Raw genomic sequence first — 25,789 nt, 5'->3', positions numbered from 1 at the left:
AGATGCACTACTCTTCGTTGTTGCGGCGATCGTCCTTCAGCGACACATCGAATGTGCCCATGCGGCCGTTCGTGTTGTCGCGAACAACGAAGCGTATCTTCACGGCCTTCGCAGCAGGCTCCGCCGTGAAATCGAAGTTGGCGTACTTCGACGCATCACGCAGATTGACGCCAGCCTTCGCTGTAGCAGAGCCGCCCTTCGCAAGGTGACCGAGCGGCCTGCCCTTCTTATCCAGCGACACGGCCATCACCGTGACGTCGGCCTTCGACGAGCCATCCTCTTGCGGTGTCCACGTAAGTGCGGGTGCCTGCACACGAATGATCCACTCATCGTTCAACACCGCCACCGAGGTGTTGCGGTCCACCGTGACATTCAGGCCGTTCATCGGCTGTGAGCTCGTAGCCGCCGTGCTGAGGTCATACGCGAGCTCTTGCTTCACGTTGTCCTTCGGCGTTGCTCCGGTGTAGTAGCCCTTGCGCGTGGTCACCACCGCATCAGGCCGCTTGCAAATCACCTTGATGTTGCGGAACTTCGTTGCGGTATCGCTCTTGTTCGTCGGCGAGTAGCTCATCGTGTAGAACTGCGTGCCGTAGTCCACGCTCAAGGCAATCTGCTTGGCCACGTTGTTCATGCTGCGAATCACGCGACCACCGGTCAGCGCACTCAGCGAATCGAAATCCGCGTCGTTGTCGACAGGGTCGACAGGAGCGGACGACAGCTCACCCGACAACTGTGCGAATGCCATCTGCTGGAAGTCCGTCAGCTCCGTCATGCCAGCAGCCGTGCTCGTAGGATCTACCGCATAGAGCGTCATCCGCGTATCGACAAGCTGGTTGATGACGTGCTTCATCGTCTCTTGCACTTCACGCAGATCATTGTTCGCCAGCGACTCCGGATCGAGCGACGGGAAACCGCCACCAACCCAGATCACATTCTTACGGCCAGGAACAGGCGCATACACCTGCGTCATCTCCTGCAACGCGCGAACGGTCGTTTCGAGTCGCGTGACGGGGCCGTTGTCTGCCTTGCCCTTCATCTCGTACTCCCACGAGTAGTTCACCGGGGCCTTCGCCAACGCGGTCAACAACTTCGCACGATCGCGCGTGAATTGCTGCAGCAGCTTGAAGTGGTCCTGATACACGACCAGCAGCGTCGTCGGCTGCGCCAGAACTTCGCTCTGGCTCTGCAGATAATCCTTCATCTGCCGACGTGCGAAAGAGCTATCCGCAAAGTGCGTGTTCAGCTGGTCCAGCACAAGGATGTTCACCGACGTCTGGCCAAAGTTTGCAGGCTTCGCCGGGTCATAGACTTCCGCCTTCGCCTGCTCGGGTGTCATCTGCGTCGCAGGCAGAGCGTGCGCCGATGGCGGCTCAAAGCTGCGGATGGTCTGCGGCACCTTATCTTCGAGAACCTCGAAGTCGCTCGGCTTGAGGTCCGTAATCGGCTGCCCCTTCTTGTCCGTCACGACGACATCAAGCACTACGAGACGCGTAGTCACACGCAGCGTGCTCACAGCATCCTGCTGCGCCATCGCAAACGCGGGCCACAGCGTCAAGACAACAGCAAACATCGCGTGCAGCTTCGGCACAGAACGGCGATTCATCGCAAACCACGAGCGCTTCACAGCAACCTCTTTCGAAAAACCCTCAAAGATAGAAAGGACGCAGAGAGGAATAGGTAAGTTTCACACAAATACATCGAGAATCGGTAGCATGGCTGTACGACGCTGCGACAACCGAACCATAGAGCCACACCACGCGCAGCGAGGAGTCAGGATGAACCGTTCTACACTACGTCGTTTCGCACGCAGCGCCGCTGTCGTTACGCTGATGTTTGCCCTGTCCACAGAGCCCACTTGGGCCTGGGGCCGCGATGGTCATCGCATCACCGCACTCGTGGCCGAGGCGTACCTCACGCCCTCCACCAAGGCTGCCATCGCCGCGCTGCTCAAGGGCCAGCGCATCTCGGACATCGCGTCGTGGCCGGATGAAATCCGCTCCAACCGCCCCGAAACGGGGCCGTGGCATTTCGTCGACATTCCCCGCAGCGCGGACAAGTTTGACCGCGACCGCGACTGCCCACTCGATCCGAAGAACCCCAAGAGCCCCTGGCGTGACTGCGTGACCGATCGCATCAACTTCTTCGAAGGCCAGCTCGGCGACGACACACTCTCAGCCGATCAGCGCGCCGATGCGTTGAAGTTCCTCGTGCACTTCATGGGCGACATTCACCAGCCGATGCACGCTATCGGCGATGACCGCGGCGGCAACGGCATCCGTGTCGCCTTCCTCGGATCGAACCAGTGCGGCAACTACAAGTGCAATCTGCACGGTGTGTGGGATGAGTCGATCCTCGAGCACCGCGGCCTCTCTAACGAGAAGTACACGTCGCTGCTGCTGAAGGAAATCAAAGAGAACAACTGGGAACGCATGAGCGGCGGCGAACCCACCACCTGGGCCAACGTCTCGCACCACTACGCTGCACTCGCGTATGCGCCGAACGGAGCTCTTCTCGATAGCAAGTATGTGGCAGAAGAGACCAAGGTGATCGACGCGGAGCTCGCTCTCGGCGGCCTCCGCCTCGCCCGAGTGCTGAATCGCATCCTCGGCAACCCTGCAGAGCAGGACCCAACGCGCGTGACACCGGCGCCTGCCGACCAACGCCAGGTATTGCCGTCCTCCGCCCCCGCAGCAGATCAACCAAAGCAATAACAGCCGCAGAAATAGGATCGGCAGCCCATCGTGGCTGCCGATCCTATTCTTGTCCCTATCCGACACACCCACCAAGAGCAAGGGCGTCCCGAAGGACGCCCTTGCTTTCGTGCTTACAATAATCTGCGCTTAGAAGTGCAGACGTACCGCGAGCTGTAACTGACGCGGTGTGTACGTGTAGTTGCTATTGGAGTTGGTGTAGGTGCCGAAGTTAGGCTGCAACGTCAGCGTATCCAAATAACCACCCACCTGCGTCGAATCAGCGGCCGCATTCAAGTAGTACGCGGTGTTCTGTACGCCCGTGATGTTCTGGTGATTGAAGATGTTGAACAGTTCGGCGAACACTTCAAAGCGTGCGCGATCCAGTCCAAGGTGATTGATGTTGTTGAGGTAGAAGTTCTTGCTCAAGCGAACATCGGCCTTGTAGGTGTTCGGACGGTGGTACTGATTGCGGTGGATCGCATCGATACGACCCGAGGTACCACCAGCACCATTCGCACTACGCACACCTGACGCGCTCTCACCCGGATAGCCCGAGATGTAGGGCGTGTACGGGAGGCCCGTCTGTGCCTGCACCACGGGAGCCAGACGCCAGCCGCCCATAGCATAGTCCTTCCAGCCGTGGAAGTGCGTTACCGGCTGATAGCTAAACGCCGTTACAAAACGCTGACGAACATCGAGCGAGCTGTTGCCATACTCCTTCGACAGATCGTTCGGGTCGAGGATGTTGAAGCTCGGAATACCCGTGCCGATGTAGGGGTTCGCATCAAGCGAATGTGCCCAGGTGTAGTTCGAGAGGAACGAGAAACCATTGCGATAACGCTTGTTCAGCTGGAACGCGATCGCGTTGTAGTTCGTATTCACGTTCGACTGAATATCGAGCACACGGTAGTAGTTCGCATTACGGCGCGACCCCGTGTACACGCGAACCGGCACGGTTCCCGAGGGCAGCGGAGCAGACAGACCGCCATGCGGCAGCGCGAGAGCACGAGTCGCGGGGAAGAGCGGCGTGTTGTTCACGACATAAGTCTTGTCATAGAAGGTGCTGAGGCTGAGGTTCACATCGTTCGCGCTGTCGAGCTTACGACCATACGAACCCATGTACGTGACCGTCCCCACCCAGCCATGACCGAAGTCTTGCGTCAGATCCAGATCGGTCTCGTATACCTGCGGATTCTCGAGCTTCGAATCGAGGTAAGAAACCGAAGGATGTGAGCTGGCAGTGGTCGTTGCAGCAGCGCAGGCCTTTGCATTCGCGTAGGTCTGGATGTTCGGGAACGTCGTACGGCAGACGCTCTCGTTCGCCACAGCGTAATCCGGATAGATCCCCGAGATATTGACCTGCGAGTTCGGACCGCCCGAGTTCTGGAAGCTCTGCACGATGTTTGCGTTCACGATACGACCGTAGTAGATACCGAAGCCGCCACGGATCACGGTCTTGCCATCGCCAAAGACGTTGTAGGCGAAGCCCAGGCGTGGCGCAACGTTGTTGCGGTCGTCAGGGCGGTTCGACGTATTCGGCTTGACGCCGTACGTCAGGAAGGTCTGGTTCTGACCGTTGAGATCAGGATTCGGCGTGGGATTCGTAGGAACATACTGGTACTCGTAGCGAACGCCCAGCGTCAGAGTGAGCTTCGGCGTGATGCGCCAGTCGTCCGTAATGTAGCCCGCATATTCACGCGTGGTCAGCAGTTCACCTGCACCCACGGCGTTGACATTGCCGTTCGCGTCGGGAACCGTGAAGCCCTGGCTGAAGCTCGAGTAGAGACCCACGTTCTTCTGGCAGGTGCTACCCGTAGTGCAAGCTGACGTGTAGGTGTGGGCCGTGCCGTCGCCAGCATAAGTTGCTCCACCCAGGCTTGCGGTCTTGTGCAGGTAATCGCCAATGAAGCCGTAAGCCCAGTCGTAGCTGTAGGTGCCGTATCCGTTATAGAGGTTATTGATGTAGTCGCCGACCTTGTTATAGTCGAGGCCCCACTTCAAGATATGCTTCCCGTGCGAGAAGGTCATGTCGTCCTTCAACTGCAGGCGACGCTCATCCGGCAATGCATAGCGGTTGAAGAGCGCAGACGTACCAGCGTCGAAACCCTGCGCGTCGTAGCCATACCCCACGCTGATGTCGGGAGCCGCCATCGGGCAAGGACCGCCATGCGGTGCCGAGCACTCGCCGGTCGGCAATGCGTTCTGCAGACCAAGCTCATTTTGGATGGGACGATTGCCGCTGAACTCTGTTTCCATATCGCGGCCATACTGCGCCAGGAAGTTGTTCACGAGCGAGTTCGTCAACACCGTGGTGAAGCGGAAGATACCGACGTCCGCCTTCATGAAGTCGTCGCCATAAGAGCCTCGACCGTAGAAGTTCGAGGTCTGCGTTTGCACACCGTTCGGCGAATCCCAACGCACACGGTTGTACTGGATCGTCATGCGGTTGCGATCGTTGATCTGCCAATCAAGCTTCGGGAAGTTGATGGTCTGGTTGCCGAAACGCTGCACCATACCGAAGAAGCTCGAGAGAACCTGAAGACCCTGGTTGTAGTAAGCAGCCGCCTGCTGGTACGGGAGCGCTGCGCCCGCGGCAGTGGCAGGCGCGATCGCCGCTGCGAGAGCGCAGGCGCCGAAGTTGCCCTGATACGTAGCGCCGACAGGATACTGCGCGCCGCCGGTGGTCGTTGGGTTCGAGAGGTTCGCTGTCACGCTGAAAGCACCAGACGAGTACGCGGTGCCGTTCGTGTAAGACGCCAGCGGAGCACCGTAGCTCCACGGCTCGTTCGTGCCGTTGTACACGCTGAAGCCGCGGGTGCAAGTCTCCGACGATCCGAGCGTCGGCGCAGCCAGCGCGAACATGTCGTAGGGATCGGTCGTTCGGGCAACGCCGGGGAAGTTACGCTTCTGCTGATCGAACGCGTAGAACCAGAAGATACGGTCCTTCCAGATCGGGCCGCCCACACCAAAACCGTACTGCTTGCGCCAGTCCTTCGGCTTGATGTTCTGCGGGTGAATGCCCGTGTTCGAATCGAAGTTGTAAAGCTGCGTGTAGGGATTCGATGCGCCAGCGAGGCCGTTGTCGCGATCGTAGAAGTAGGTCGAACCGTGGAGCTGGTTGCCACCCGACTTCGTGACCGTGTTGATAACACCGCCAGCCGCACGGCCATACTCTGCCGAGTAGTTCGAGGTGTTTACCTGGAACTCCTGCACAGCGCCCTGCGTCACCGTGTATGCCGAACGCGTACGGCCACGAGCTTCCGAGAAGTACGCCTGATTATCGTCAGCGCCGTCGACGGTGTTGTTGTTCAGCAGGTAGCTGATACCGCGGAAGCTGAGAAGGCCAAAGCCATCCGAGTTCGAAACAACACCCGGCGTCAGCAGAGCGAAGTCTGACCAGCGACGACCGTTGATCGGCAGGTTCTCAATCGCGTTCTGATCGATCGTCGTCGAGATGTCCGCGCCAGCTGTCTTGATCGGCGGCAGTTCTGCGGAGACTTCCACCTTGTCCGACACGGAACCGGCGAGCAGCTTCGGGGTCACGTTCGCTGTGCCACCCACGGTGACGACGACGCTTTTCTCGATCGCCGTCTGGAAACCGTCCGAGGTGAAGGTGATTGAGTAGTTGCCCGGAGGCAGTTCAGACACACGGTACTCGCCCGAGGAGTTGGTCTTGGATGTGCGGACCACACCGGTATCGAGGCTTTTGATGGTAATAACGGTGCCAGGAAGCAAAGCTCCGCTGGCATCAGTAACGGTGCCACCGATAGCGCCGTTCGTGGAGGACTGGGCGAACGCCACGCTGGCGCGGGGCGCCACAGCGAGCGGTGCGAGTACGAGTGCGCAACCCAGAAGTGATTTTGCGATCGTGCGAAGTGTAACGGACATTCAGTGAATCTCCTGAAGCGGTAGAACAGAAATCAAAAAGGTCGTCGGGAAGAATGGCGATTCCCGGAGCGGCATCGCTGCCGCCCCGGGTGCCGAGTTACTTCACCGTCAGCGGAAGCGTGAAGGTCTGCGAAGAACCCGAAGCCGCGCTCGCGGTCGGAGTTCCTGCAATTGTGACCGTCACCGAGTAGGTTCCGGCAGGTGTCTGGATAGACTTGTCGCTGATCGTGCTTGAGCAACCCGTGATGCTGGCCGCGCCGAGGAGAGCAGCGAACGCCAATGCCATCACACCAAAGCCAGCCATCTTGCGACGGCGCAGCCCGATACCAAAGGCCACCAGAGCCGCGGCAGCCGCGAGACCCCAACGTCCCGTCAGTCCGCTCAGCGTCGTCGGGCGGGCTGAGGTCGTGATGTTCAGCGCGATCGTCTCATTCGAGTCGCAAGCGCCCAACGTGTACGTCGACGGGTTGAAGATGCAAGCTGCTCCCGAAGGCAGACCCGAGCACGAGAAGCTCAGTGTGCCGACGTAAGCCGAGTTCTGCACGCTGAAGCTGTAGAGTGCCGTCTGCCCAGCGGTCACAGTGCTCTGCTGGCCAGCGTTGACTGCGCTCAAACCAAAGGTACCCGTTGCCGTCGTGAAGTTGTACGCCGCTGCTGTCGAAGGGTTGGTGTTCGCATCGCCGCTGTACTTTGCTGTGATCACGTTCGTACCCGCAGGGAAGGTCTGCGTCAAGGTCGCAACACCTGCACTGCTAACCGTAATGGCCGAGCCAATCGGAACACCGTTGTTGTAGAACTGCACCGTGCCTGCGGGCGTCACGTATGCCGACACCGTAGCCGTCAGCGTCACCGAAGTGGATGTCGGGTAGTTCACCGTCGAGGAGCAGCTCACCAGGTTGGACGTGATCACCGTCGTCGTCACCTTGCTCGTGATCGCAGTGACGCCGAGCGGGAAGGTTGCCGTGCCGCCGAGTGACGAAACCACCTTGAACGATCCGCTGGCGAATCCGACAGCCGTCGGCTTCGCAACGATGGAGAGCGTGCAGTCCTGCGTCGTATCGCTGTTCGTCACGCAGGTTGCCGTGCCGAGCGTGAAGACCGAGCTGCCCGTCACCAGCGTATAAGCTCCAGAGCTGGCGGGAGAATCACCCTTTGCAAAGTGGATCACCACCTTGTTCGTCGTGCTCGTCAAGCCAATCGCACCGAAGTACGTTCCGCTCATGACGCCGCGAACATTGTTGTTCTCGGTATCGCCCACAAGAACGTCCGAGTAGCCGTCCACGTTCAGACCATAAAGGCCAGGAGCGGGAAGGGTCGTGCTCGAGTAGCTGCCACTCGAGACAGCATAGAACTTCGCGTTGAGACCGGTGCAGCCGTCGCCAAGCGTGTCAGTTGCTGCTGCGCAAACGGTCGTTGCACCACCGGCGACCGCATACATCAGCTGCGAGCCGGTATCTACACGCCAGATGATCCCGGCGGTAGCGTCATTGAAGTACACGTTGTTCTGAGCATCGACGCCAACGCCAAACGGGCTGCCGATTGCCGTGGCATTCGCCGCGCCGCGGACCGTGTTCGCCTGAAGCTTGCCCGTGCCCGTGCCCGCATAGGTCGTCAGAATGCCGGTGCTTGAAACGACGGGAAGCTGGTTGTAGTACTCATTCGAGAAATAAACGTTTCCGTTCGTATCAGCCGCAACACCGTAGGGGTTGTCGAGGAACGTGGCCGTTGCGGTCGCGCCTTCGGTGTACTTGCCGTAGGAGCAGCCATACGTACCCGATGTGCCGTTTGCGCAATCAGTCGGACCCGTGTAAGCCCCAGCAACACGCCAGATTGTTCCTGCAGCGACGGTGACACCGTTCACGGTGTTGCTGCCCGTCGCGTTGGTGTTCACCACCAGCACAGCATTCTTGTAACGCTCAGCGATGTACAGATCGCCCTTGTTATCGAAAGCAATAGCAGCGGGCTCGTCGATATAGCTCTGCGAGGCAGCGATTACAGTCGTCGTCGAGTTGCTGACGACATAACCGTACGTGGCACCGCCCGTGTAACCAGCCACGTTGGTGATAATGCCACCCGTCGACGGAATCAAGCCACCGGTGGCGGCGATCTTACGCACGTCGTAGTAAGCAGTTTCCGAGAAGTAAAGGTCGCCGTTCGAGGCAAACGCCAGCGCCAGCGGTCCCTTCAGCACAACGGCCGTCGAAAGGCAGCCGTCGCCCTTCGCATCCACCGCAATGCCGGTGCCGCAAGCCGTGCCAACGGTCGGCGCAGTCGAAGCGCCCCCAGCCACAGCAGTCACAATACCGGTCGCAGCATCAATGCGACGAATCAGATTGTTGTTGTAATCCGAGAAGAAGACATTGCCCTGAATGTCCATCACTGCAGCGCGCGCACCTGGCTTCGCGTTACCTGCAGCTACATTGCCCAGCTGGATCTCTGTGGCCAAACAACCATCGCCATAGGCGTCAGTCGCGATGTTGCCAGAGACCGGGCAGCTTCCGCCAGCGGCGGTAGGCGCGCTTGCGCCACCTGCAATCAGCTTGACGGTAGAGGGAAGCAGACTGGGTGCAGTCTGGGCCGACGCGACGACCGACATGGAAAGCGTCGCCAAAGACAAAAGACTCACTCGGCGTACAAACGAACGGAAAGAAACTCTCACGAGAGCAGCACTCCTGAAAAATAACCTTGCGGTCGATAAGGCCTTTGCGAAAGCCTCCACCGACCGCGTTTATCGAATCCCGTCTTCCCTGAGCAAAGCCGGAGATGTGAACGCATCCAAGCGCGCAGCCGCGTTGGAGCGTATAGGCAAAAAACTTCCTGATCAGATGAACCCAAGATAGCACGGTGCACGATGTTTCGATCAAAACTTCCGCGACAAATAGAAGAATCTACGGTAAACATTGCATGGCCTGAAAGCGGCAAAATGCCCGATTTTGCAGCAATCCGCAAGAATGTCCCCACCGAACTCACAGCTTCGCAAGCACTTACAGCGCGCAGCGAAGCCCCCAAACAGAAAGGCGGCTGGCCGAAGCCACGCCGCCTTGTTACTCTCATCGTCAACGGATTACAGCGTAAGAATCACCGGTCCGTCTTTCGTGATCGCTACCGTGTGCTCGAAGTGAGCGCTGAAGGAACCGTCGGTCGTAATCGCCGTCCAGCCGTCCTCGAGCACCTTCACCTTGTCCGTGCCCAGGTTGATCATCGGCTCAATCGCCAGAACCATGCCCGCCTTGAGGCGAGGTCCCTTCCCTGCATCGCCGTAGTTCGGCACCTGCGGATCCTCGTGCATCGCGCGACCGATGCCATGGCCGACGAACTCACGCACAACCCCATAACCTTCGGCTTCGCACATCGACTGCACTGCATGACCGATGTCGAAAAGACGACCGCCCACAACGGCCTTATCGATCGCCGCGTACAGCGAAGCTTCCGTCACCTTCAGCAGCTTCTCCACCTCTGGCTTCACGCTGCCAATCTTGTGCGTCACAGCAGCATCCGAGAAGAAGCCATCGACGACAACACCGCAGTCCACCGACACGATATCGCCTTCCTTCAATACCTTCTTGTCGTTCGGAATGCCGTGCACCACCTGCTCGTTCACCGAAGTGCAAAGGATCGCGGGATAGCCGCCGTAGCCCTTGAAAGCGGGTTTTACGCCGAGTTCCTTCACCTTGGCTTCGGCTGCGCGTTCGAGGTCCATCGTCGTTGCGCCGGGGCGAACGACGGCCTTCACCGCGTCATGTACCTTGCGCAGCGCGATGCCCGAGATGCGCATCTTTTCGATCTCTGCTGAGGACTTGATTTGAATTGCCATACGTTCCGTGCGTCTTTCCCAGCTATCTGCCAGCCGTTCGAGGTTCTTGAAAAAATTTGCGCGGCGACCGCGCCCGTGGAGTGTCATGCGTCCTACGACACCTCTTCTTCGTCAGGTTCTTACGCTACGTCTGGATGGTGGCGCAGCTTCAACAGAGCTTCGCGGATCGCCTGCGTGACGACTTCCACCGGCTGATCGCCATCGACTTCCGCAAAACGGCCGCCATGCGTGCGGTAATACTCGATCACCGCCGCGGTCTTCGCTTCAAACGCCTTCATACGCTCGTGGAACACCTCTTCAGTGTCGTCCTTGCGCTGCTCGAGCTTCTCACCGGTCTCGTCGTCGAGTCCTTCCACCTTCGGAGGATGCGTGTAGATGTTGTAGATCTTGCCCGACGGTGCAATGCGGCGCCCCGTGATGCGCTCCAGCAGAATTTTCTCGGGCACGGTGATGTTCACCGCGACCACTGGCAGCTGATACGCCACCAGCTGCGTATCCAGCCACTCGGCCTGCTGAATCGTGCGCGGGTAACCATCGAGGATGTAGCCGTGCTCGGTGTCGGGCTGTTTGAAGCGGTCGGCAACCATATCGTTCACCAGATCGTCCGGCACGAGCTGGCCCTTGGACATCAACTCATCGGCCATCATGCCGAGCGGGGTATGGTTCTTGCGATGCTCGCGGAGCAGGTCGCCCGTTGAGATCTGCGGAATGCCGAACTCTTCCATCAGCAGCTTAGCCTGCGTGCCCTTGCCTACGCCGGGCGCACCCAGCAGCAGCATGGGGCCCGGAAGAAAATCGTTCGCATTCGGAAGTGGCTTGCTCATAGATCAATCGTTTCCTAAATAGTTCAGGGTCCAGAACCATAATGCGTTCTGAACCCTGGACCTTGGGTCCTGAACCTGTTGTGTTTTACCAGCTACGACGACCGCGGATGCGTCCCGACTTCGGCGCAAATCCTTCGTAGTGCTGCATGATCAGCTGAGCTTCGATCTGCTGCACCGTGTCCATCGCCACACCGACCACGATCAGCAGCGAGGTGCCGCCGAAGTAGAAGTTGAGGCCGAGGCCGTTGGTCGTCCACGCCGGGAGACGGTCGAAGAACGGACCGATCAGCCACAGGTGGTTGAAGTGAATACCCGAGATCAGGAACATCGGGATGATCGAGATCACGATCAGGTAGATCGCGCCCACCAACGTGATGCGCGTCAGCACATCGTTGATGTAGTCGCTCGTGCGCTTACCAGGACGGACGCCCGGGATGAACGAGCCATACTTGCGCATGTTGTCCGCGATATCGTCCGGACGGAAAATGATCGAGATGTAGAAGTAGGCGAAGAAGATGATCGCCGCGATGTACAGCACGACATACCAGGGCTCAGCCGGCTGCAGCGCAACAAAGATCGGTCCGAGGAACTTGTTGTCACGCAGAGGACCCGATCCGAAGAGCGAGATGTTCTGCAGCAACAGCGGTGCCGAAAGGATCGAAGCCGCGAAGATCACCGGCATCACACCGCCCGAGTTCACCTTCAGCGGCAGGTACGAGGTCGAGGTCGGCGTAGCAGCTACGCGACCGGTCGTACGCTTTGCAGCCTGGATCGGAATGCGGCGCTCCGAGCGCTCCACGAAGATGATGAACGCCACGACGGCGATCATCATGCCGACGAGCAGCACCATCGCGATCGGCGTGAAACCACCCCATGCCTGCGTGTGGAACTTCACGTAGAGGTCCTGAATGCCCTTCGGCAGACCGACCACAATACCCGTGAAGATGAGCAGCGACATACCGTTGCCGATACCGCGCTCCGTAATCTGCTCGCCCAGCCACATGATGAATGCGGTGCCGCAGGTCAGCGTGATGATGCAAAGCGGAACGAACGAGGTCTTCGAAACCGTCACCATCGATGCGCCTGACTGCGTGTTCGTCAGCGTCAGCGCGATGAAGAAGCTCTGCACCACAGCAAGGATCACTGTGACGTAACGCGTCCACTGCGTGATCTTGCGACGGCCGGCTTCGCCTTCCTTCTGCAGCTTGTTCAACGGCTCGTAGATCACCGTGAGGAGCTGGAAGATAATGCTCGCCGTGATGTACGGCATGATGCCCAGCGCAAAGATCGTCAACTTGCGCAGGTTGCCGCCGTTGAACAGATCAAGCAGGCCAAGCGCCGAGCCGGAGTTCTGGTTGAAGAACTGGGCAAGCATCTCCGCATTGATACCCGGCGTCGGGATGTGCGCACCGAGACGGTACACAGCCAGCAGGCCGAGCGTGAAGAAGATGCGGTTGCGGAGGTCTTTGATCTTGAAGACGTTTTGGAGCTTTTCGAGCATCGAGGTGTGGTGCCTTCGTCAGGAGTTGAAGCTTGAGCCAGCCAGTCGCCCTGAGGTTGCGACCCGTTTGGTTTCTGGCTTGGAATCTTGCAGCTATTCTACGCGAGAAACGCGCTGCGAACTCGCAACGCGCGTCAAAGGTTGAAACAGAAAGGGCCGGAGCGCTTGCTCCGGCCCTTTTTCGTACTTAGGCAGCCGGTGCTTCTGCGCCAATCACGATCGCCTTGCCGCCAGCGGCTTCGATCGCCTTCGCAGCCGCAGCCGAGAACTTGTGTGCGTGAACCGTGACAGCCGAGGTCAGCTCGCCGTTGGCGAGCACCTTCACCAGCTTGTTGCGGCCCTTCACGATGCCCTTCTCCTGCAGCACCTCAAGGGTGATCTCCGCGATGCCGAACTCGGCAATCTTGTCGAGACCGAGCACGAGGTACTCGGTGCGGAAGATGTTCGTGAAGCCACGCTTCGGCAGACGACGGTGAAGGGGCATCTGGCCGCCTTCAAAGCCGCGCATCAGCGACGAGCCCGAACGCGATCCCTGGCCCTTGTGACCACGGGTCGAGGTCTTACCCATACCCGAGCCCATACCACGGCCGACGCGCTTCTTGTTTGCATTGGCACCCTTCGGTGCACGGAGGTTCGAAAGATTCTTTGCCATAATTTCCTCGCTAACGCCGAGGAAGCTTCTAGCGCTTTGCCTCTCAGAAGAGGCGAAGGCCGATGAGCTTCATCGACTCGCATGTTGTGGCCACTCGTGGAGTGGCGGGATTGCCTTCAGCTTACAGCAGCCTTAGCCGCTAAGCCGAAAGCACGCAATTAGTCGACGATACGGACGAGGTGAGGAATCTTCTTCACCATGCCGCGGATCGACGGAGTGTCTTCGCGCTCAACGATCTGGTTCAGCTTCGTAAAGCCGAGGCCCTTGACGACGGCCTTGTGCTTCACCGGCGTGCAGATCTGCGAGCGGAAGTACTGGATCTTGATTGTGCTGGTCGCTGCCATTGTTCTTCTCCAGAGGGCCCAAGATACCAGGCCCAGAGTCTAAAACTGTATTACTGGGCCCGATGTTCCGGGCCCGAAACCTTGCTTCCTAGAGCTCGTCGATCGACTTACCACGCAGGGCAGCAACTTCTGCCTTGTCGCGGAGCTGGCTGAGAGCGTCGAAGGTCGCCTTGATCACGTTGTGCGGGTTCTTGGTGCCGAGCGACTTCGTCAGCACGTTCTGCACGCCGCAAGCGGTCATCACTGCACGAACGGTCTTACCAGCGATCACACCGGTACCTTCAGGAGCCGGCTTCAACAGCACTTCGCCTGCGCCAAAGTGGCCGAGCGTCGGGTGCGGGATCGAGTACTCGGTCAGGTTGACCTTGATCAGGTTCTTCTTCGCCGCTTCGATGCCCTTACGGATCGCCTGCGGAACTTCCTTCGCCTTGCCCGAACCGTAGCCCACCACGCCCTGCGCCGGATCGCCAACGATGACGAGCGCCGCAAACGACATGTTCTTACCGCCCTTGACCACCTTGGTCACGCGGTTGATTGCTACGACTTCGTCCTTCAGGTCCAGACGGCCGGCTTCGATACGCTGCTTCATTGCCATGATTTTCTCTTCTCTTTGTATATTTCATCCTCGGCACACCGGTCCGAGGCTTGCAACTACAGGGTGAAACCGTGCCCAGGGCAGCAAGCCCCGGGCCAGGCATTAGAACTCGAGGCCAGCTTCACGAGCTGCATCGGCCAGAGCCTTGATGCGACCGTGATAGAGGTAGCCACCGCGATCGAACACAACCTTCTTCACGCCAGCAGCCTGAGCGCGCTCAGCGATGAGCTTGCCCACAGCCTTTGCCGCTTCCACGTTGCCGCCTACCGACTGGCTCTCGCCCTTCTTGGCAACGGTCGATGCCGATGCGATGGTGACGCCGCTCGCATCATCGATGAGCTGGGTGTAGATGTGGTTGAGCGAACGGTAAACGTTCAGACGCGGACGCTCTGCGGTACCGCTGATCTTGCTGCGGATGCGCGTGTGGACGCGCTGGCGGATCTCATTACGCTTGGGAATCGTGATCATTGGAATTCTTCCTTTCCTAATAGCGTCGCCAGCCTCTGGCGACGTTCGGTGCGGTTAGGAGGCGGCGCAGGCTGGAGTCTCCTCACATCCCTGCGCCTAACCTCTTAGATTTACTTGGCGCCGGTCTTTCCGACCTTCTTCTTCAGCTTCTCATCCGAGTAGCGAACGCCCTTGTTCTTGTACGGATCCGGCTTACGGAGCGAACGCATGTCGGCGGCCACCTGGCCCACCTTCTGACGGTCGATACCTTCAACCGTGACGTGCGTCTGCTTCGGATCGATGGTCACCGAGATGCCGGTCGGCAGCGGGAACTCGATCACGTGCGAGTAGCCGAGCGTGAACACCACAGTGTTCGTGCCCTTCATTTCCACACGGTAACCGATACCGATGACGTCCAATTCCTTCTTCCAGCCGTTGGTGACGCCTTCGACAGCGTTGAACACCAGCGCGCGGGTCAGACCATGGAAAGCCTTCTGCTTGTCGTTCTCACGAACAACGTTCAGGATGCCGTCCTTCTCTTCCAGCGTGATGCCAGCCGGGATGAGTGCAGTCACCTTGCCCTTGGGGCCTTCGACGAGGACGTTGCCCTCGTTCACGGTGTACTTCACAGTCTTCGGCAGGGTGATCGGCTTCAAACCAATACGCGACATTTCAAATCCTTTGGGTGGCTTGCGAGTCTCTCGCGCAACGCGAGTTCCACTGCAGCCGGGTGGTGCATGGGGCCCGAAGGCCCCGAGGGGTTACCAAACTTCGCAGAGGATCTCGCCGCCGACGTTCTCACGACGGGCCTGGCGGCCGGTCATGACGCCCTTGGGCGTCGTCAGGATAGCGATACCGAGTCCGCCCTGTACGCGGCGAATCTCTTCCTTGCCCACATACACGCGGCAACCGGGCTTCGACACACGCTTCAGGTCGCGGATAGCGGCCTCGTTGTTGGCGCCGTACTTGAGGTACACGCGCAGCACCTTCTGGCCATCTTCTTCAGCGGGCTTGTAGTTCGCGATGTAGCCCTCTTCCTTGAGGATGCGTGCAATCTCGGCCTTCAGCTTCGACGCCGGAACGTCCAGCTTCTGGTGACGCGCGTTGTGCGCGTTGCGGATGCGGGTAAGGAAGTCTGCTACCGGATCAGTCAGGTTCATCTTCGTTTCCTTCTTCCCCGTTAGCTTCGGGCCGTCAATCTGTTCGGGCCGGAAGAACCTGCGGGAATGGTTGGTGACGTTGGCATCATCGCACGGGCGAATCAGCCTTCATCGGATTACGTTGCCGGGCTTGGCTAGGGCTTCACTCACTCTATCGAGAGCAGGAAGCCCCTGGGCACCAGCCGATACGTCTACAGTGACGCATCGCAAAAGTTCTGCGAGCTTGATTACCAGCTCGACTTCACAACACCCGGGATCTCGCCCTTGTGCGCCAACGAGCGGAAGCACAGACGGCAGATACCGAACTTGCGAAGGAAGGCGCGGGGACGACCGCAGAGCTGGCAGCGGTTGTGTGCGCGGGACTTGAACTTGGGCTTGCGTGCGTCTTTGACGCGCTTTGCAGTAGTAGCCATTTCTCTTTACTCCTAATCCTTCGCCTTAGTTGCCCTGGCGGAACGGCATGCCGAACGCCTTGAGCAGGGTGCGCGCACCGTTGTCGTCCTGAGCCGTCGTCACGAAAGTGACGTTCATGCCCTTGGTCTTGTCGACCTTCGCGTAGTCGATTTCAGCGAAGATCAGCTGGTCGCGCAGACCGAGCGTATAGTTGCCACGGCCGTCGAAGCTCTTCGACGATACACCGCGGAAGTCACGCACACGGGGCAGAGCCACCGAGATCAGACGATCGAGGAACTCGTACATCGCTTCGCCGCGCAGCGTGACCATCGCACCGATGGGCATGCCTTCACGCAGCTTGAACGCAGCGATCGACTTTTTCGCCTTCGTCACAACCGGCTTCTGGCCGGCGATCGAAGCCAGATCAGCCACGAGCGGATCCATCATCTTCGAGTTCTGCGTTGCTTCGCCGAGACCCATGTTGATGACGATCTTCTCGAGCTTCGGCACCTGCATTACGTTCGCAAGGCCGAGTTCCTTCTGAACCGATGCCTTGATCTCGCTTACGTACTTCTCTTTCAGACGTGCAGCCATTTCTTTTCTCTCTTTCTCACGGTTCCGGAGTGTTTACCGTTTCGTGAGGTGTTCAATTGCGAAGCCATGCGGCTCGCGATACCCACTACTTCGTCGCTGCGACCTGCTGCCCGTTGGACTTGGTCACGCGAACCTTCTTGCCGTCGACGATGGTGTAACCGACGCGCGAAGCCTTGCCTTCTGCATCGAGGAGCATCACGTTGGAGATGTGAACCGTCGGGTTCAACTCCTGGATGCTGCCCTGTGCGCCCGTCTGGGGGTTCGGCTTCACATGCTTCTTGATCATGCGAAGGTTGTCGCCCTGGATGCCTTCGAGCAGAACGCGGTTCTTGTCGGTGAGGACGCGGAGAACGCGGGCCTTCTTGCCCTTGTTGTTGCCTGCAATCACGATCACCTGGTCATTACGCTGAATCTTTGCCATTGCTCTACTACTCTCTTTCGTTTTGCCTCGGCAATCATTGCCTCTTACGAGGCGCGGAGCCGGATTCCGCAGAAACAGTTCTAGGTTCTAAGTTGCAAGTTCAAGGTAAAGACTTACAACTTAGAACGCAGAACGTACAACTAGATGACTTCAGGAGCGAGCGACACGATCTTGAGGAACTTCTTGTCGCGGAGCTCACGGGCAACCGGACCAAATACGCGCGTGCCAACCGGCTCCATCGCATCGTTGATCACCACAGCCGCGTTCTCATCGAAGCGGATGTAGGTGCCGTCCTTGCGGCGGTATTCCTTGTGCGTACGCACGATCACCGCCTTGACGACCTTACCCTTCTTAACCGTGCCGTCCGGCGAAGCTTCCTTCACCGCAGCGGTCACAACATCGCCCAGGCCGGCCTTCTTACCGAGGCCGCCGCCGAGCGGCAGAATCACCTGAAGCTTGCGCGCGCCTGAGTTGTCGGCAACGGCGAGCATGGTGCGCATTTGAACTGCCATGGTATTTCTCCTTGCGCTGCGAGCCTTGCGGCCCGCGCTATCTCGTTACTTCGTGGCCGACTCAGCCGCGACAGGCTTCTCTTCCGCAAGCGCCGAAAGCGACGAGCGACGGATGATCTCTTCAAGCGACCAGCGCTTCAGCTTCGACAGGGGACGGGTCTCGCGGATGCGGACCATGTCGCCCACGCGGGCCGAGTTCTGCTCGTCATGTGCGTAGAACTTCTTGTTCGACTTCATGACACGCTTGTACTTGGGGTGAGCCTTGCGCATTTCGATCTCGACAACGATGGTCTTCTCCATCTTCGTCGAAACTACGAGGCCGACCTTCTCAGCGCGGTGCGCCTTCACTTCAGGGGTGGTGGTCACAGTGGTTTCAGCCATTACTTGCCTGCCTTGCTGGCCGCGAGCACGCGCTCACGGGCGATGGTCTTGATGCGTGCGATGTCGAGCTTCAGCGAGCGGATGTTGCCAACGCCCTCAGCCTTACCCAGGCTCTTGGCGAAGCGGATACGGAAAAGCTGCTCTGCAACCTTCGTCTCTTCTGCCTTCAGCTCGGCGTCGCTCAGTCCGCGGATCTTATCGAGTTCCATGATCGTTTCCTTCAAAAGGTGCGGGCCCCGAGAGGCCTCGCGAAATATCGTTACTTGGCGGCGACTTCCGTCGATACACCGGGACGAACCACAAAGGTCGTCTTGAGCGGAAGCTTGTTGGTCGCCAGGCGCATTGCTTCGCGCGCGATATCGACCGGAACGCCTTCCATCTCGAACATGATCTTGCCAGGACGGACAACGGCTACCCAGTGATCCGGTGCACCCTTGCCCTTACCCATACGGGTTTCGGCCGGCTTGCGGGTAATGGGCTTGTCCGGGAAAATGCGGAGCCAGACCTTACCACCACGCTTGATGAAGCGGGTCATCGCGATACGCGCCGCTTCGATCTGACGATCGGTGATGTAGCCACACTCGAGAACCTTGAGACCGAAATCGCCGAATGCGAGGTCGGAACCACGCCACGCCTTGCCGGTCATACGGCCGCGCTGTTGCTTGCGATACTTTACGCGCTTGGGAGAAAGCATTTCCTAATCCTTATCTTGAGCGACGAGCACAAGGCCCGCCGGAACTTGCCAGGCCGAAGCCCGGGAGCCCGTCCATACAGCAACGAGCCCAGCGAATGATGCGAACTGGACCGCACGAGGCGGAAGCCGCAGAACAGCCGAGGAGCTTCAGCAGAACCCTTAGTGTTTCGAGGGGAATGCAAGAGTGGATCAAGAACAATCCAAACTCTGAAAGCTCGACCGAGGTCTCTGCCACAGTGCAAACCAAGGCAGACTCAGGGCCAAACCTGAATAGTGTAGCAAAGTTTGGTTCTTTCTCCAAACTTTTTCAACATGGACCTCGGGTTTAGAGTCCGCCGAAACGAATCTCCAAACCCGATTTCCAATCTTTGGCTAGAATACGCCAGCAGCACCCACGGTCTCAGCCGGACGACGCTTCTTCTGCTCGTAGATATCGCCACGGTAAACCCACGTCTTGACACCGATGATGCCGTACGTGGTCTTCGCTTCCGCGAAGCCGTAGTCGATGTCTGCGCGCAGCGTGTGCAGCGGCAGGCGGCCCTGGAGATACCACTCGGAGCGAGCGATTTCGTTGCCGTTCAGACGGCCCGACACGCGGACCTTGATGCCCTTGCAACCGAAGCGCAGAGCCGAATCCACCGACTTACGCATTGCGCGACGGAACGATACACGCTTCTCCAGCTGGAGAGCGATGTTCTCGGCCACGAGCTGAGCGTCGAGCTCCGGCTTGTTGACTTCCAGAATGTCGATGAACACTTCGCGGTTCGTACGCTTCTGGATGTCTGCCTTGAGCTTGTCGATTTCCGCGCCCTTGCGGCCGATGATGATGCCCGGACGTGCGGTGCGGATGATGAGGCGGAGCTTGTTGCCCGGGCGCTCAACTTCAACGCTCGAAACACCAGCAGCCTTCAGCTTCTCGCGAAGCTCAGCCTTCAGCTTGACGTCCTCAACGAGGAGCTTGTCGTAACCGCGCTCTACGAACCAGCGCGACTTCCAGGGCTTGTTGACGCCCAGGCGGAATCCATAGGGATGGACTTTTTGTCCCATACTATCCTTCTTTTCTCACCATCCGCGGTTGAGCCGGGAGGTGGACTACACGGATTTTGTCGGTCGAGGAAAGCTCGAAAGCTCACTCCCTGACCGACTCACCAGAATGACTTACTCAGCAGCTGCGGTCTTCTTAGCAGCCTTCTTTGCGGCCTTCTTCGGAGCTGCCTTCTTGGCAGCCTTCGGAGCTTCGGCAGCAGGTGCTTCCGTTGCCGGAGCAGCCTTCACCTTCACCTCAGCAGCCTTCTTCTCGGCCACCGTGATGATGATGTGTGCGATGCGGCGCTGGTAGCGGAACGCACGGCCCATCGGGGCAGGGCGGATACGCTTCATGCGCGGGCCGTCGTTGGCGACAGCGGTCTTCACGATCAGGTTGTCCAGATCGATGTCGAGGCCGCGCTCATCCGACAGATGCTGCGCGTTCGCCACAGCCGAGCGGAGAACCTTCTCCACCACCGGAGCGATGCGCTTGTTGGTGAAAGCCACCGTGTTGATGGCAGCTTCCACGCGCTGACCCTTGATCAGGTCAAGCACGAGCTTGGCCTTCTGCGGGCTTACACGCTGGAACTTCGCTTCAGCGCGGAACTCGGGAGCGGTATTTGCAGTCTTCTTTGCCATTACTGTCTCCCTTTAGCGGCCCTTCGCCGTGTCGCCGCCCTTGGCCACGTGGCCCTTGAACGTGCGGGTTGCTGCGAATTCGCCCAGCTTGTGACCAACCATGTTTTCCGTGCAGTACACGGGGATGAACTTACGGCCGTTGTGCACGGCGATCGTGTGACCGACAAAGTCGGGATGGATCGTCGAGCGGCGCGACCATGTGCGGATGACCTTCTTGTCTCCCGCAGCGTTCATCACGTTGACCTTCGTCATCAGGTGCTCGTCAATGAACGGGCCCTTCTTCGTAGAACGTGCCATTTGTGATTTTCCTTTTCAGTACTCGGTACAACGAATCGCAGGAGAGGAGTCTGCGACTTGGTCCAGCCCATCCGTTCGTAAGTCTGACATGCGCCAGCCTCACGCCTCCCAGGGCGCCGTTACTACTACTTCTTGCGACGCGAAACGATGAAGACGTCCGTACGCTTGTTGTTACGGGTCTTGTAACCACGCGTCGGCTGGCCCCACGGCGTAACCGGGTGACGGCCGCCTGAGGTCTTACCTTCACCACCACCGTGCGGGTGATCGACCGGGTTCATCGACACACCACGGTTGGTCGGACGGATGCCCTTCCAGCGGTTACGGCCGGCCTTACCGATGGTCACGTTCTCGTGATCGGTGTTGCCCACCTGTCCGATGGTCGCCATGCAGTCGATCAGCACGCGGCGCGTTTCGCCCGAAGGCAAGCGGAGCAGCGCGTAATCGCCTTCCTTGGCGACGAGGTTGACCTGCGCACCAGCCGAACGCGCCATCTGCGCGCCACGGCCCGGGCGAAGTTCAATGTTGTGCACGATCGTACCGACCGGAATGCTGCGCAGCGGCAGAGCGTTGCCCACCAAAATGTCGGCCGTCGGTCCGCTCATCACTTCCTGACCGACCTTGAGGCCGATCGGCTGGATGATGTAGCGCTTCTCGCCGTCCGCGTAGTGGATCAGCGCGATACGTGCCGAGCGGTTCGGATCATATTCGACCGTCGCGACCTTGCCCGGGATACCGAACTTTTCGCGCTTGAAGTCGATGATGCGAAGCTTCTGCTTGTGGCCACCGCCATGATGACGCATGGTCATCAAACCAGTGTTGTTACGGCCGCCGGTGCGCTGCTTGGTTGCGAGCAGCGGCTTATGCGGCTTGTCCGTCGTGATGTCGTCGTTTACCAGCTTCGTCTGGAAACGAAGCGTAGGCGTAATCGGTCGAAAGCTCTTAATCGGCATTTCTAAATCCTTGAATTTCTCCGCATCCTTGAAATTGGCCTGCGTGGCCAGGAGGCGATAGTTACTACGACCAGCGATCTCCGGGGAGAGGCGGTCTGGGTTCGGCAGCGGAGCACGCTACCGAACCCACGCAATTACTCAGCTACGAAGTCAGGAACCGTTTCGCCAGCCTTCAGCTTCACATAGGCCTTCTTCCAGTCCGGACGATAGCCAGCGAAGCGACCACGACGGCGCTCCTTGCCTTCCACGATCGAGGTGCGAATCGACGCAACCTTCACGCTGAAAAGCTTCTCCACAGCCTGCTTCACTTCGGTCTTCGTGGCCGTTGCGGCCACTTCGAAAACCAGGGTGCCTTCCATCTCGCGAGTGATCAGAGCCTTCTCGGTGATGATGGGACGACGGATAACGCTATATACGGTAGGCATGTTTACTTCGCCTCCTTCTTGCTGACGTTCTTCTTCAGCGTTTCCTGCAGAGCTTCAAACGCAGCCTTCGAGAAGATCGCGTTCTCATAGCGGAGCAGGTCATACGGGTGCACTTCCGACGCCAGCACCAACTCGACGCCCGCGAGGTTACGCGAACCGAGGTAGAGCTTCTCGTCGATCTGCTGCGTGGCTTCCACGAGCAGTGCGGTCTTCTTCGCTTCGAGCTTGTTCAGCGTCTGGCGGAAGAGCTTGGTCTTGGCTTCCTGCACGTCGAAGTTCTCGACAACGGTCAGCTGGCCGTCGTTGATCTTCGAGATCAGAGCCGAGCGGAGAGCGCCCAGGAGCTTCTTGCGGGGGAACGCGTACTCATACGAGCGCGGCTGAGGTCCGTGGACCGTACCACCACCACGCCAGAGCGGCGTACGGATGGAGCCTACACGAGCGCGGCCCGTGCCCTTCTGCTTCCAAAGCTTCTTGCCTGCGCCCGAAACCTTCTTGCGGTTCTTGGTCGCGTGCGTACCCTGACGCAGCGCTGCGCGGTAATGCTTTACCGCTTCCCAAAGGAGTGCTTCGTTTACCTCGCCGGCGAACAAGGGGTCGAGTTCAAACTCGCCAACCTTGGAGCCTTCGAGATTCACAACATTGATGTTGGCCATCTCACTTCTTCTTTCCGTGCTGACGATCGTTGCCGCCAGCCCTAACTTTGTTATGGTGCGTTCTCGGTCTGTTCCCCGCGCACCTTGTGGCTCATGGCGGCAGCGAGCTTTCACCCGCTACCGCCTAAGAGTTACTTTTTCTTGGCGGAAGCCTTCTTCGAAGCCTTCAGCGCGTCCTTCGTAGCTGCACCGGCGAATCCACGACGCTCACGCGGCGGAGCCACCGACTTCGATACGAGAACGTAGCCTTCCTTCGCGCCCGGAACCGCACCCTCAACGAGGAGGAGGTTGTCCTCAACGTCGATGCCGCGAATGCGGAGGTTGCGGACCGTCACCTGGTCGTTACCGAAACGGCCCGGCATACGCTGGCCCGGGAACACGCGCGACGGGAACGACGATGCACCGATCGAACCCTGGATCTGGAACATGTGACCGTGCGACTTGGGACCGCCGCCGAAGCCGTGACGACGCACGACGCCAGCGAAACCGCGGCCCTTCGAGTGACCGATCACGTCCACGAAGCGAGCTTCGCTGAAGATCTCGACGGTCAGGCGATCGCCCGCCTTCGGAGCTTCCTGGCCCTCTTCAACCGGCTCGATCTGCACTTCGCGGATCTCACGAACCGGAGCCACACCCGCCTTAGCGAAGTGACCGGTCTGTGCCTTGTTTACCTTGGTGGCCTTCACGAACTCAACGAGGCCGATCTGGGCGGCTTCGTAGCCGTCCTTCTGCATCGTCTTGACCTGCGTGATGACGCACGGGCCGACCTTCAGAACCGTGACGGGGTGAACAACACCCGCTTCGTCAAAGATCTGGGTCATGCCAATCTTCTTACCGAGAATTCCTGCTACTGACATTGACTTATCTCCTCATCATGCACGCGGTTGAGCCGCCGCACTGTAGGTTTTGCAAGCTGCTAGCCTCTAGCTGCTAGCCTCTAGCTTCGTTTTACTCAACTACAAGAATCACCACTCTCACCGCTCGGCCTATAGCTAGAAGCTAGAAGCCAGCAGCTATGAGCTACTTGGTGACGGTCTTGATTTCTACGTCCACACCAGCGGGTAGATCGAGCTTCATCAGAGCGTCCACCGTCTGCTGCGTGGGCTCGAGGATGTCGATCAGGCGCTTGTGGGTGCGAATCTCAAACGCTTCGCGCGACTTCTTGTCGACGTGCGGCGAGCGGAGAACGCAGTACTTGTTCTTCATCGTGGGCAGGGGAATTGGACCTGCAACCTGGGCTCCGGTACGCTTCGCCGTCTCAACGATTTCACCGGTGGAGGTGTCGAGAACGCGATAGTCATAAGCCTTCAGGCGGATACGAATGCGCTGTTGCGCCATGTGGGGTACTTCTTTCTGACCTTACACAAAGATCGGCTGGGAGTGGTTTGCAGGCGATCGACTTCTAGACCGACCGACAACCCTCAATTGTTGGGAGTACACAGAGCCACGCAGACACACGTAGCCCAACCAAGTAAGAATAACGCAGTTGAGGAAAACTCACAATATATTTCGAGTTTTCCCCGATATATATTTCGACCTCCCGCAACGCACGAAGGCCACCGATTTCTCGGTGGCCTTCGTGGTTTGCTGGGCCCTGGGCCCTAAGCCCTGGACCCTGCCGTTGTCTTACTTGATGATCTCGGAGATCGCACCAGCGCCGACGGTACGGCCACCTTCGCGGATCGCGAAGCGCAGGCCCTTCTCCATCGCCACCGGCGTGTGCAGCGTGACTTCCAGAGCGATGTTATCGCCCGGCATCACCATCTCCGTGCCTTCCGGCAGCTTCGCCGATCCCGTCACGTCCGTCGTGCGGAAGTAGAACTGAGGACGGTAGCCGTTGAAGAACGGAGTATGACGGCCGCCTTCTTCCTTCGAGAGCACGTACACTTCGCCCTTGAACACCGTGTGCGGCGTGATCGAACCCGGCTTCGCCAGCACCATGCCGCGCTCCACGTCGTCCTTCGCCGTACCGCGGAGCAAAAGACCCGCGTTGTCGCCAGCAAGACCTTCGTCCAGCTGCTTCTTGAACATCTCGACGCCGGTCACGGTCGTGTTCTGCGTGTCGCGGAAGCCCACGATCTGTGCCGCTTCGCCCACCTTGATCTTGCCACGCTCGATACGGCCCGTCACCACCGTGCCACGACCCGAGATCGAGAAGATGTCTTCGATCGGCATCAGGAACGGCAGGTCGACCAGACGGTCAGGCTGAGGAACGTTGTCGTCCACGGCCTGCATCAGCTCGTCGATCTTCTCTTCCCACTGTGCTTCGCCGTTCAGNAACCACGGATCACGGGAACGTCGTCGCCCGGGAACTCGTACTTCGACAGCAGCTCGCGAACTTCCATCTCGACCAGGTCGATCAGTTCAGGATCTTCCACCGCATCGCACTTGTTCAGGAACACCACGATGTACGGCACGCCAACCTGGCGAGCCAGCAGAACGTGCTCCTTGGTCTGCGGCATCGGGCCGTCAGTGGCCGCAACCACAAGGATCGCGCCGTCCATCTGCGCTGCGCCCGTGATCATGTTCTTGATGTAATCGGCGTGGCCCGGGCAGTCAACGTGAGCATAGTGACGGTTCGCCGTCTCGTACTCCACGTGCGAGGTCGAGATCGTGATACCGCGCTCGCGCTCTTCCGGAGCGTTATCAATCTGGTCAAACGACTTGAACGCGTTCTTCGGGTTGTGCTTCGAGAGAACCTTCGTAATCGCCGCCGTCAACGTCGTCTTGCCGTGATCGATGTGACCAATCGTGCCTACGTTTACGTGCGGTTTGCTACGGTCAAATTTTTCCTTCGCCATGAGTCTTCTCCAATTAGCTGAGTACTGCTAACCCTTGTTTTGCGCGCGCCGACTGTACATACAGTGGCTCCAGCGCGCGGCT

28 protein-coding genes and 1 pseudogene are annotated in these 25,789 nt (G+C 59.0%); 1 reads left to right on the top strand and 28 read right to left on the bottom strand.

The features are described from left to right. Positions 1 to 7: 7 nt before the first annotated feature. Positions 8 to 1,624 (bottom strand): VWA domain-containing protein, encoded by a 1,617-nt coding sequence (locus tag OHL11_RS05395; RefSeq protein WP_263370444.1) that lies wholly within the window; start codon positions 1,622 to 1,624, stop codon positions 8 to 10. 151 nt (positions 1,625 to 1,775) lie between these two features. Here OHL11_RS05395 and OHL11_RS05390 point away from each other — a divergent pair, with 151 nt between their 5' ends. After that, on the top strand, positions 1,776 to 2,711 hold the full coding sequence (locus OHL11_RS05390; protein WP_263370443.1) for a S1/P1 nuclease: 936 nt from the start codon (positions 1,776 to 1,778) through the stop codon (positions 2,709 to 2,711). A gap of 129 nt (positions 2,712 to 2,840) precedes the next feature. On the opposite strand, the gene OHL11_RS05385 is transcribed toward OHL11_RS05390, so the two are convergent. From OHL11_RS05385 to tuf, 27 genes and pseudogenes are all read right to left on the bottom strand, one after another. Next, entirely contained in the window at positions 2,841 to 6,581 is a 3,741-nt protein-coding gene (locus tag OHL11_RS05385) for a TonB-dependent receptor (protein ID WP_263370442.1), read from the bottom strand. A 97-nt stretch (positions 6,582 to 6,678) separates the two neighbouring features. Then, positions 6,679 to 9,192, bottom strand: coding sequence for an Ig-like domain repeat protein (locus OHL11_RS05380; protein ID WP_263370441.1), 2,514 nt, complete (start codon positions 9,190 to 9,192; stop codon positions 6,679 to 6,681). 453 nt (positions 9,193 to 9,645) lie between these two features. After that, entirely contained in the window at positions 9,646 to 10,395 is a 750-nt protein-coding gene (gene map / locus OHL11_RS05375) for a type I methionyl aminopeptidase (RefSeq protein WP_263370440.1), read from the bottom strand. Positions 10,396 to 10,514: 119 nt separating this feature from the next. Beyond that, complete coding sequence (locus OHL11_RS05370) at positions 10,515 to 11,219, bottom strand: adenylate kinase (RefSeq protein WP_263370439.1); 705 nt, start codon at positions 11,217 to 11,219, stop codon at positions 10,515 to 10,517. An 85-nt stretch (positions 11,220 to 11,304) separates the two neighbouring features. Next, positions 11,305 to 12,720 (bottom strand): preprotein translocase subunit SecY, encoded by a 1,416-nt coding sequence (gene secY / locus OHL11_RS05365; RefSeq protein WP_263370438.1) that lies wholly within the window; start codon positions 12,718 to 12,720, stop codon positions 11,305 to 11,307. A 187-nt stretch (positions 12,721 to 12,907) separates the two neighbouring features. After that, positions 12,908 to 13,372, bottom strand: coding sequence for a 50S ribosomal protein L15 (gene rplO / locus OHL11_RS05360; RefSeq protein ID WP_263370437.1), 465 nt, complete (start codon positions 13,370 to 13,372; stop codon positions 12,908 to 12,910). A 158-nt stretch (positions 13,373 to 13,530) separates the two neighbouring features. Further along, positions 13,531 to 13,716 (bottom strand): 50S ribosomal protein L30, encoded by a 186-nt coding sequence (gene rpmD, locus OHL11_RS05355; protein ID WP_263370436.1) that lies wholly within the window; start codon positions 13,714 to 13,716, stop codon positions 13,531 to 13,533. A gap of 88 nt (positions 13,717 to 13,804) precedes the next feature. Next, positions 13,805 to 14,311 (bottom strand): 30S ribosomal protein S5, encoded by a 507-nt coding sequence (rpsE, locus tag OHL11_RS05350; protein ID WP_317890624.1) that lies wholly within the window; start codon positions 14,309 to 14,311, stop codon positions 13,805 to 13,807. Positions 14,312 to 14,413: 102 nt separating this feature from the next. Then, entirely contained in the window at positions 14,414 to 14,779 is a 366-nt protein-coding gene (gene rplR / locus OHL11_RS05345) for a 50S ribosomal protein L18 (protein ID WP_263370435.1), read from the bottom strand. Between the two features lie 110 nt (positions 14,780 to 14,889). Next, positions 14,890 to 15,429, bottom strand: a complete 540-nt coding sequence (rplF, locus tag OHL11_RS05340; protein WP_263370434.1) for a 50S ribosomal protein L6 — start codon at positions 15,427 to 15,429, stop codon at positions 14,890 to 14,892. 90 nt (positions 15,430 to 15,519) lie between these two features. Continuing rightward, positions 15,520 to 15,918, bottom strand: coding sequence for a 30S ribosomal protein S8 (gene rpsH / locus OHL11_RS05335; protein WP_263370433.1), 399 nt, complete (start codon positions 15,916 to 15,918; stop codon positions 15,520 to 15,522). Between the two features lie 227 nt (positions 15,919 to 16,145). Further along, positions 16,146 to 16,331 carry a type Z 30S ribosomal protein S14 gene (locus OHL11_RS05330; RefSeq protein WP_263370432.1) on the bottom strand — a complete coding sequence of 62 codons (186 nt, stop codon included), beginning with the start codon at positions 16,329 to 16,331 and terminating at the stop codon, positions 16,146 to 16,148. A 25-nt stretch (positions 16,332 to 16,356) separates the two neighbouring features. Then, complete coding sequence (gene rplE / locus OHL11_RS05325; RefSeq protein WP_263370431.1) at positions 16,357 to 16,905, bottom strand: 50S ribosomal protein L5; 549 nt, start codon at positions 16,903 to 16,905, stop codon at positions 16,357 to 16,359. An 85-nt stretch (positions 16,906 to 16,990) separates the two neighbouring features. Continuing rightward, positions 16,991 to 17,326 carry a 50S ribosomal protein L24 gene (gene rplX, locus OHL11_RS05320; RefSeq protein WP_263370430.1) on the bottom strand — a complete coding sequence of 112 codons (336 nt, stop codon included), beginning with the start codon at positions 17,324 to 17,326 and terminating at the stop codon, positions 16,991 to 16,993. 140 nt (positions 17,327 to 17,466) lie between these two features. After that, entirely contained in the window at positions 17,467 to 17,838 is a 372-nt protein-coding gene (rplN, locus tag OHL11_RS05315; RefSeq protein ID WP_263370429.1) for a 50S ribosomal protein L14, read from the bottom strand. Positions 17,839 to 17,883: 45 nt separating this feature from the next. Next, on the bottom strand, positions 17,884 to 18,219 hold the full coding sequence (rpsQ, locus tag OHL11_RS05310; protein ID WP_263370428.1) for a 30S ribosomal protein S17: 336 nt from the start codon (positions 18,217 to 18,219) through the stop codon (positions 17,884 to 17,886). After that, positions 18,219 to 18,428: a 50S ribosomal protein L29 gene (gene rpmC / locus OHL11_RS05305; protein WP_263370427.1), complete on the bottom strand. Its 210-nt coding sequence runs from the start codon at positions 18,426 to 18,428 to the stop codon at positions 18,219 to 18,221. Before rpmC ends, rpsQ begins: the two co-directional genes overlap by 1 nt. Positions 18,429 to 18,478: 50 nt before the next feature. Then, entirely contained in the window at positions 18,479 to 18,913 is a 435-nt protein-coding gene (gene rplP, locus OHL11_RS05300; RefSeq protein ID WP_263370426.1) for a 50S ribosomal protein L16, read from the bottom strand. A gap of 372 nt (positions 18,914 to 19,285) precedes the next feature. Continuing rightward, positions 19,286 to 19,960 (bottom strand): 30S ribosomal protein S3, encoded by a 675-nt coding sequence (gene rpsC, locus OHL11_RS05295; RefSeq protein WP_263370425.1) that lies wholly within the window; start codon positions 19,958 to 19,960, stop codon positions 19,286 to 19,288. A gap of 111 nt (positions 19,961 to 20,071) precedes the next feature. Next, a complete protein-coding gene (rplV, locus tag OHL11_RS05290; RefSeq protein WP_263370424.1) occupies positions 20,072 to 20,578 on the bottom strand; it encodes a 50S ribosomal protein L22 in 507 nt (168 codons plus the stop codon). A 12-nt stretch (positions 20,579 to 20,590) separates the two neighbouring features. After that, positions 20,591 to 20,875: a 30S ribosomal protein S19 gene (rpsS, locus tag OHL11_RS05285; RefSeq protein WP_263370423.1), complete on the bottom strand. Its 285-nt coding sequence runs from the start codon at positions 20,873 to 20,875 to the stop codon at positions 20,591 to 20,593. 125 nt (positions 20,876 to 21,000) lie between these two features. Next, positions 21,001 to 21,825: a 50S ribosomal protein L2 gene (rplB, locus tag OHL11_RS05280; protein ID WP_263370422.1), complete on the bottom strand. Its 825-nt coding sequence runs from the start codon at positions 21,823 to 21,825 to the stop codon at positions 21,001 to 21,003. 134 nt (positions 21,826 to 21,959) lie between these two features. Then, positions 21,960 to 22,250, bottom strand: a complete 291-nt coding sequence (locus OHL11_RS05275) for a 50S ribosomal protein L23 (RefSeq protein WP_263370421.1) — start codon at positions 22,248 to 22,250, stop codon at positions 21,960 to 21,962. Positions 22,251 to 22,252: 2 nt separating this feature from the next. Then, positions 22,253 to 22,906, bottom strand: a complete 654-nt coding sequence (rplD, locus tag OHL11_RS05270) for a 50S ribosomal protein L4 (protein ID WP_263370420.1) — start codon at positions 22,904 to 22,906, stop codon at positions 22,253 to 22,255. Positions 22,907 to 23,037: 131 nt separating this feature from the next. Continuing rightward, positions 23,038 to 23,763, bottom strand: a complete 726-nt coding sequence (gene rplC / locus OHL11_RS05265; protein ID WP_263370419.1) for a 50S ribosomal protein L3 — start codon at positions 23,761 to 23,763, stop codon at positions 23,038 to 23,040. A gap of 163 nt (positions 23,764 to 23,926) precedes the next feature. Continuing rightward, positions 23,927 to 24,244, bottom strand: a complete 318-nt coding sequence (rpsJ, locus tag OHL11_RS05260; RefSeq protein ID WP_103934077.1) for a 30S ribosomal protein S10 — start codon at positions 24,242 to 24,244, stop codon at positions 23,927 to 23,929. 288 nt (positions 24,245 to 24,532) lie between these two features. Continuing rightward, positions 24,533 to 25,707 (bottom strand): annotated as a pseudogene (gene tuf / locus OHL11_RS05255) (elongation factor Tu). Positions 25,708 to 25,789: the final 82 nt, after the last annotated feature.

The organism is Granulicella cerasi, assembly GCF_025685575.1.
Classification (GTDB): Bacteria; Acidobacteriota; Terriglobia; order Terriglobales; family Acidobacteriaceae; genus Granulicella; species Granulicella cerasi.
This window is presented reverse-complemented; position numbering and strand designations above follow the sequence as displayed.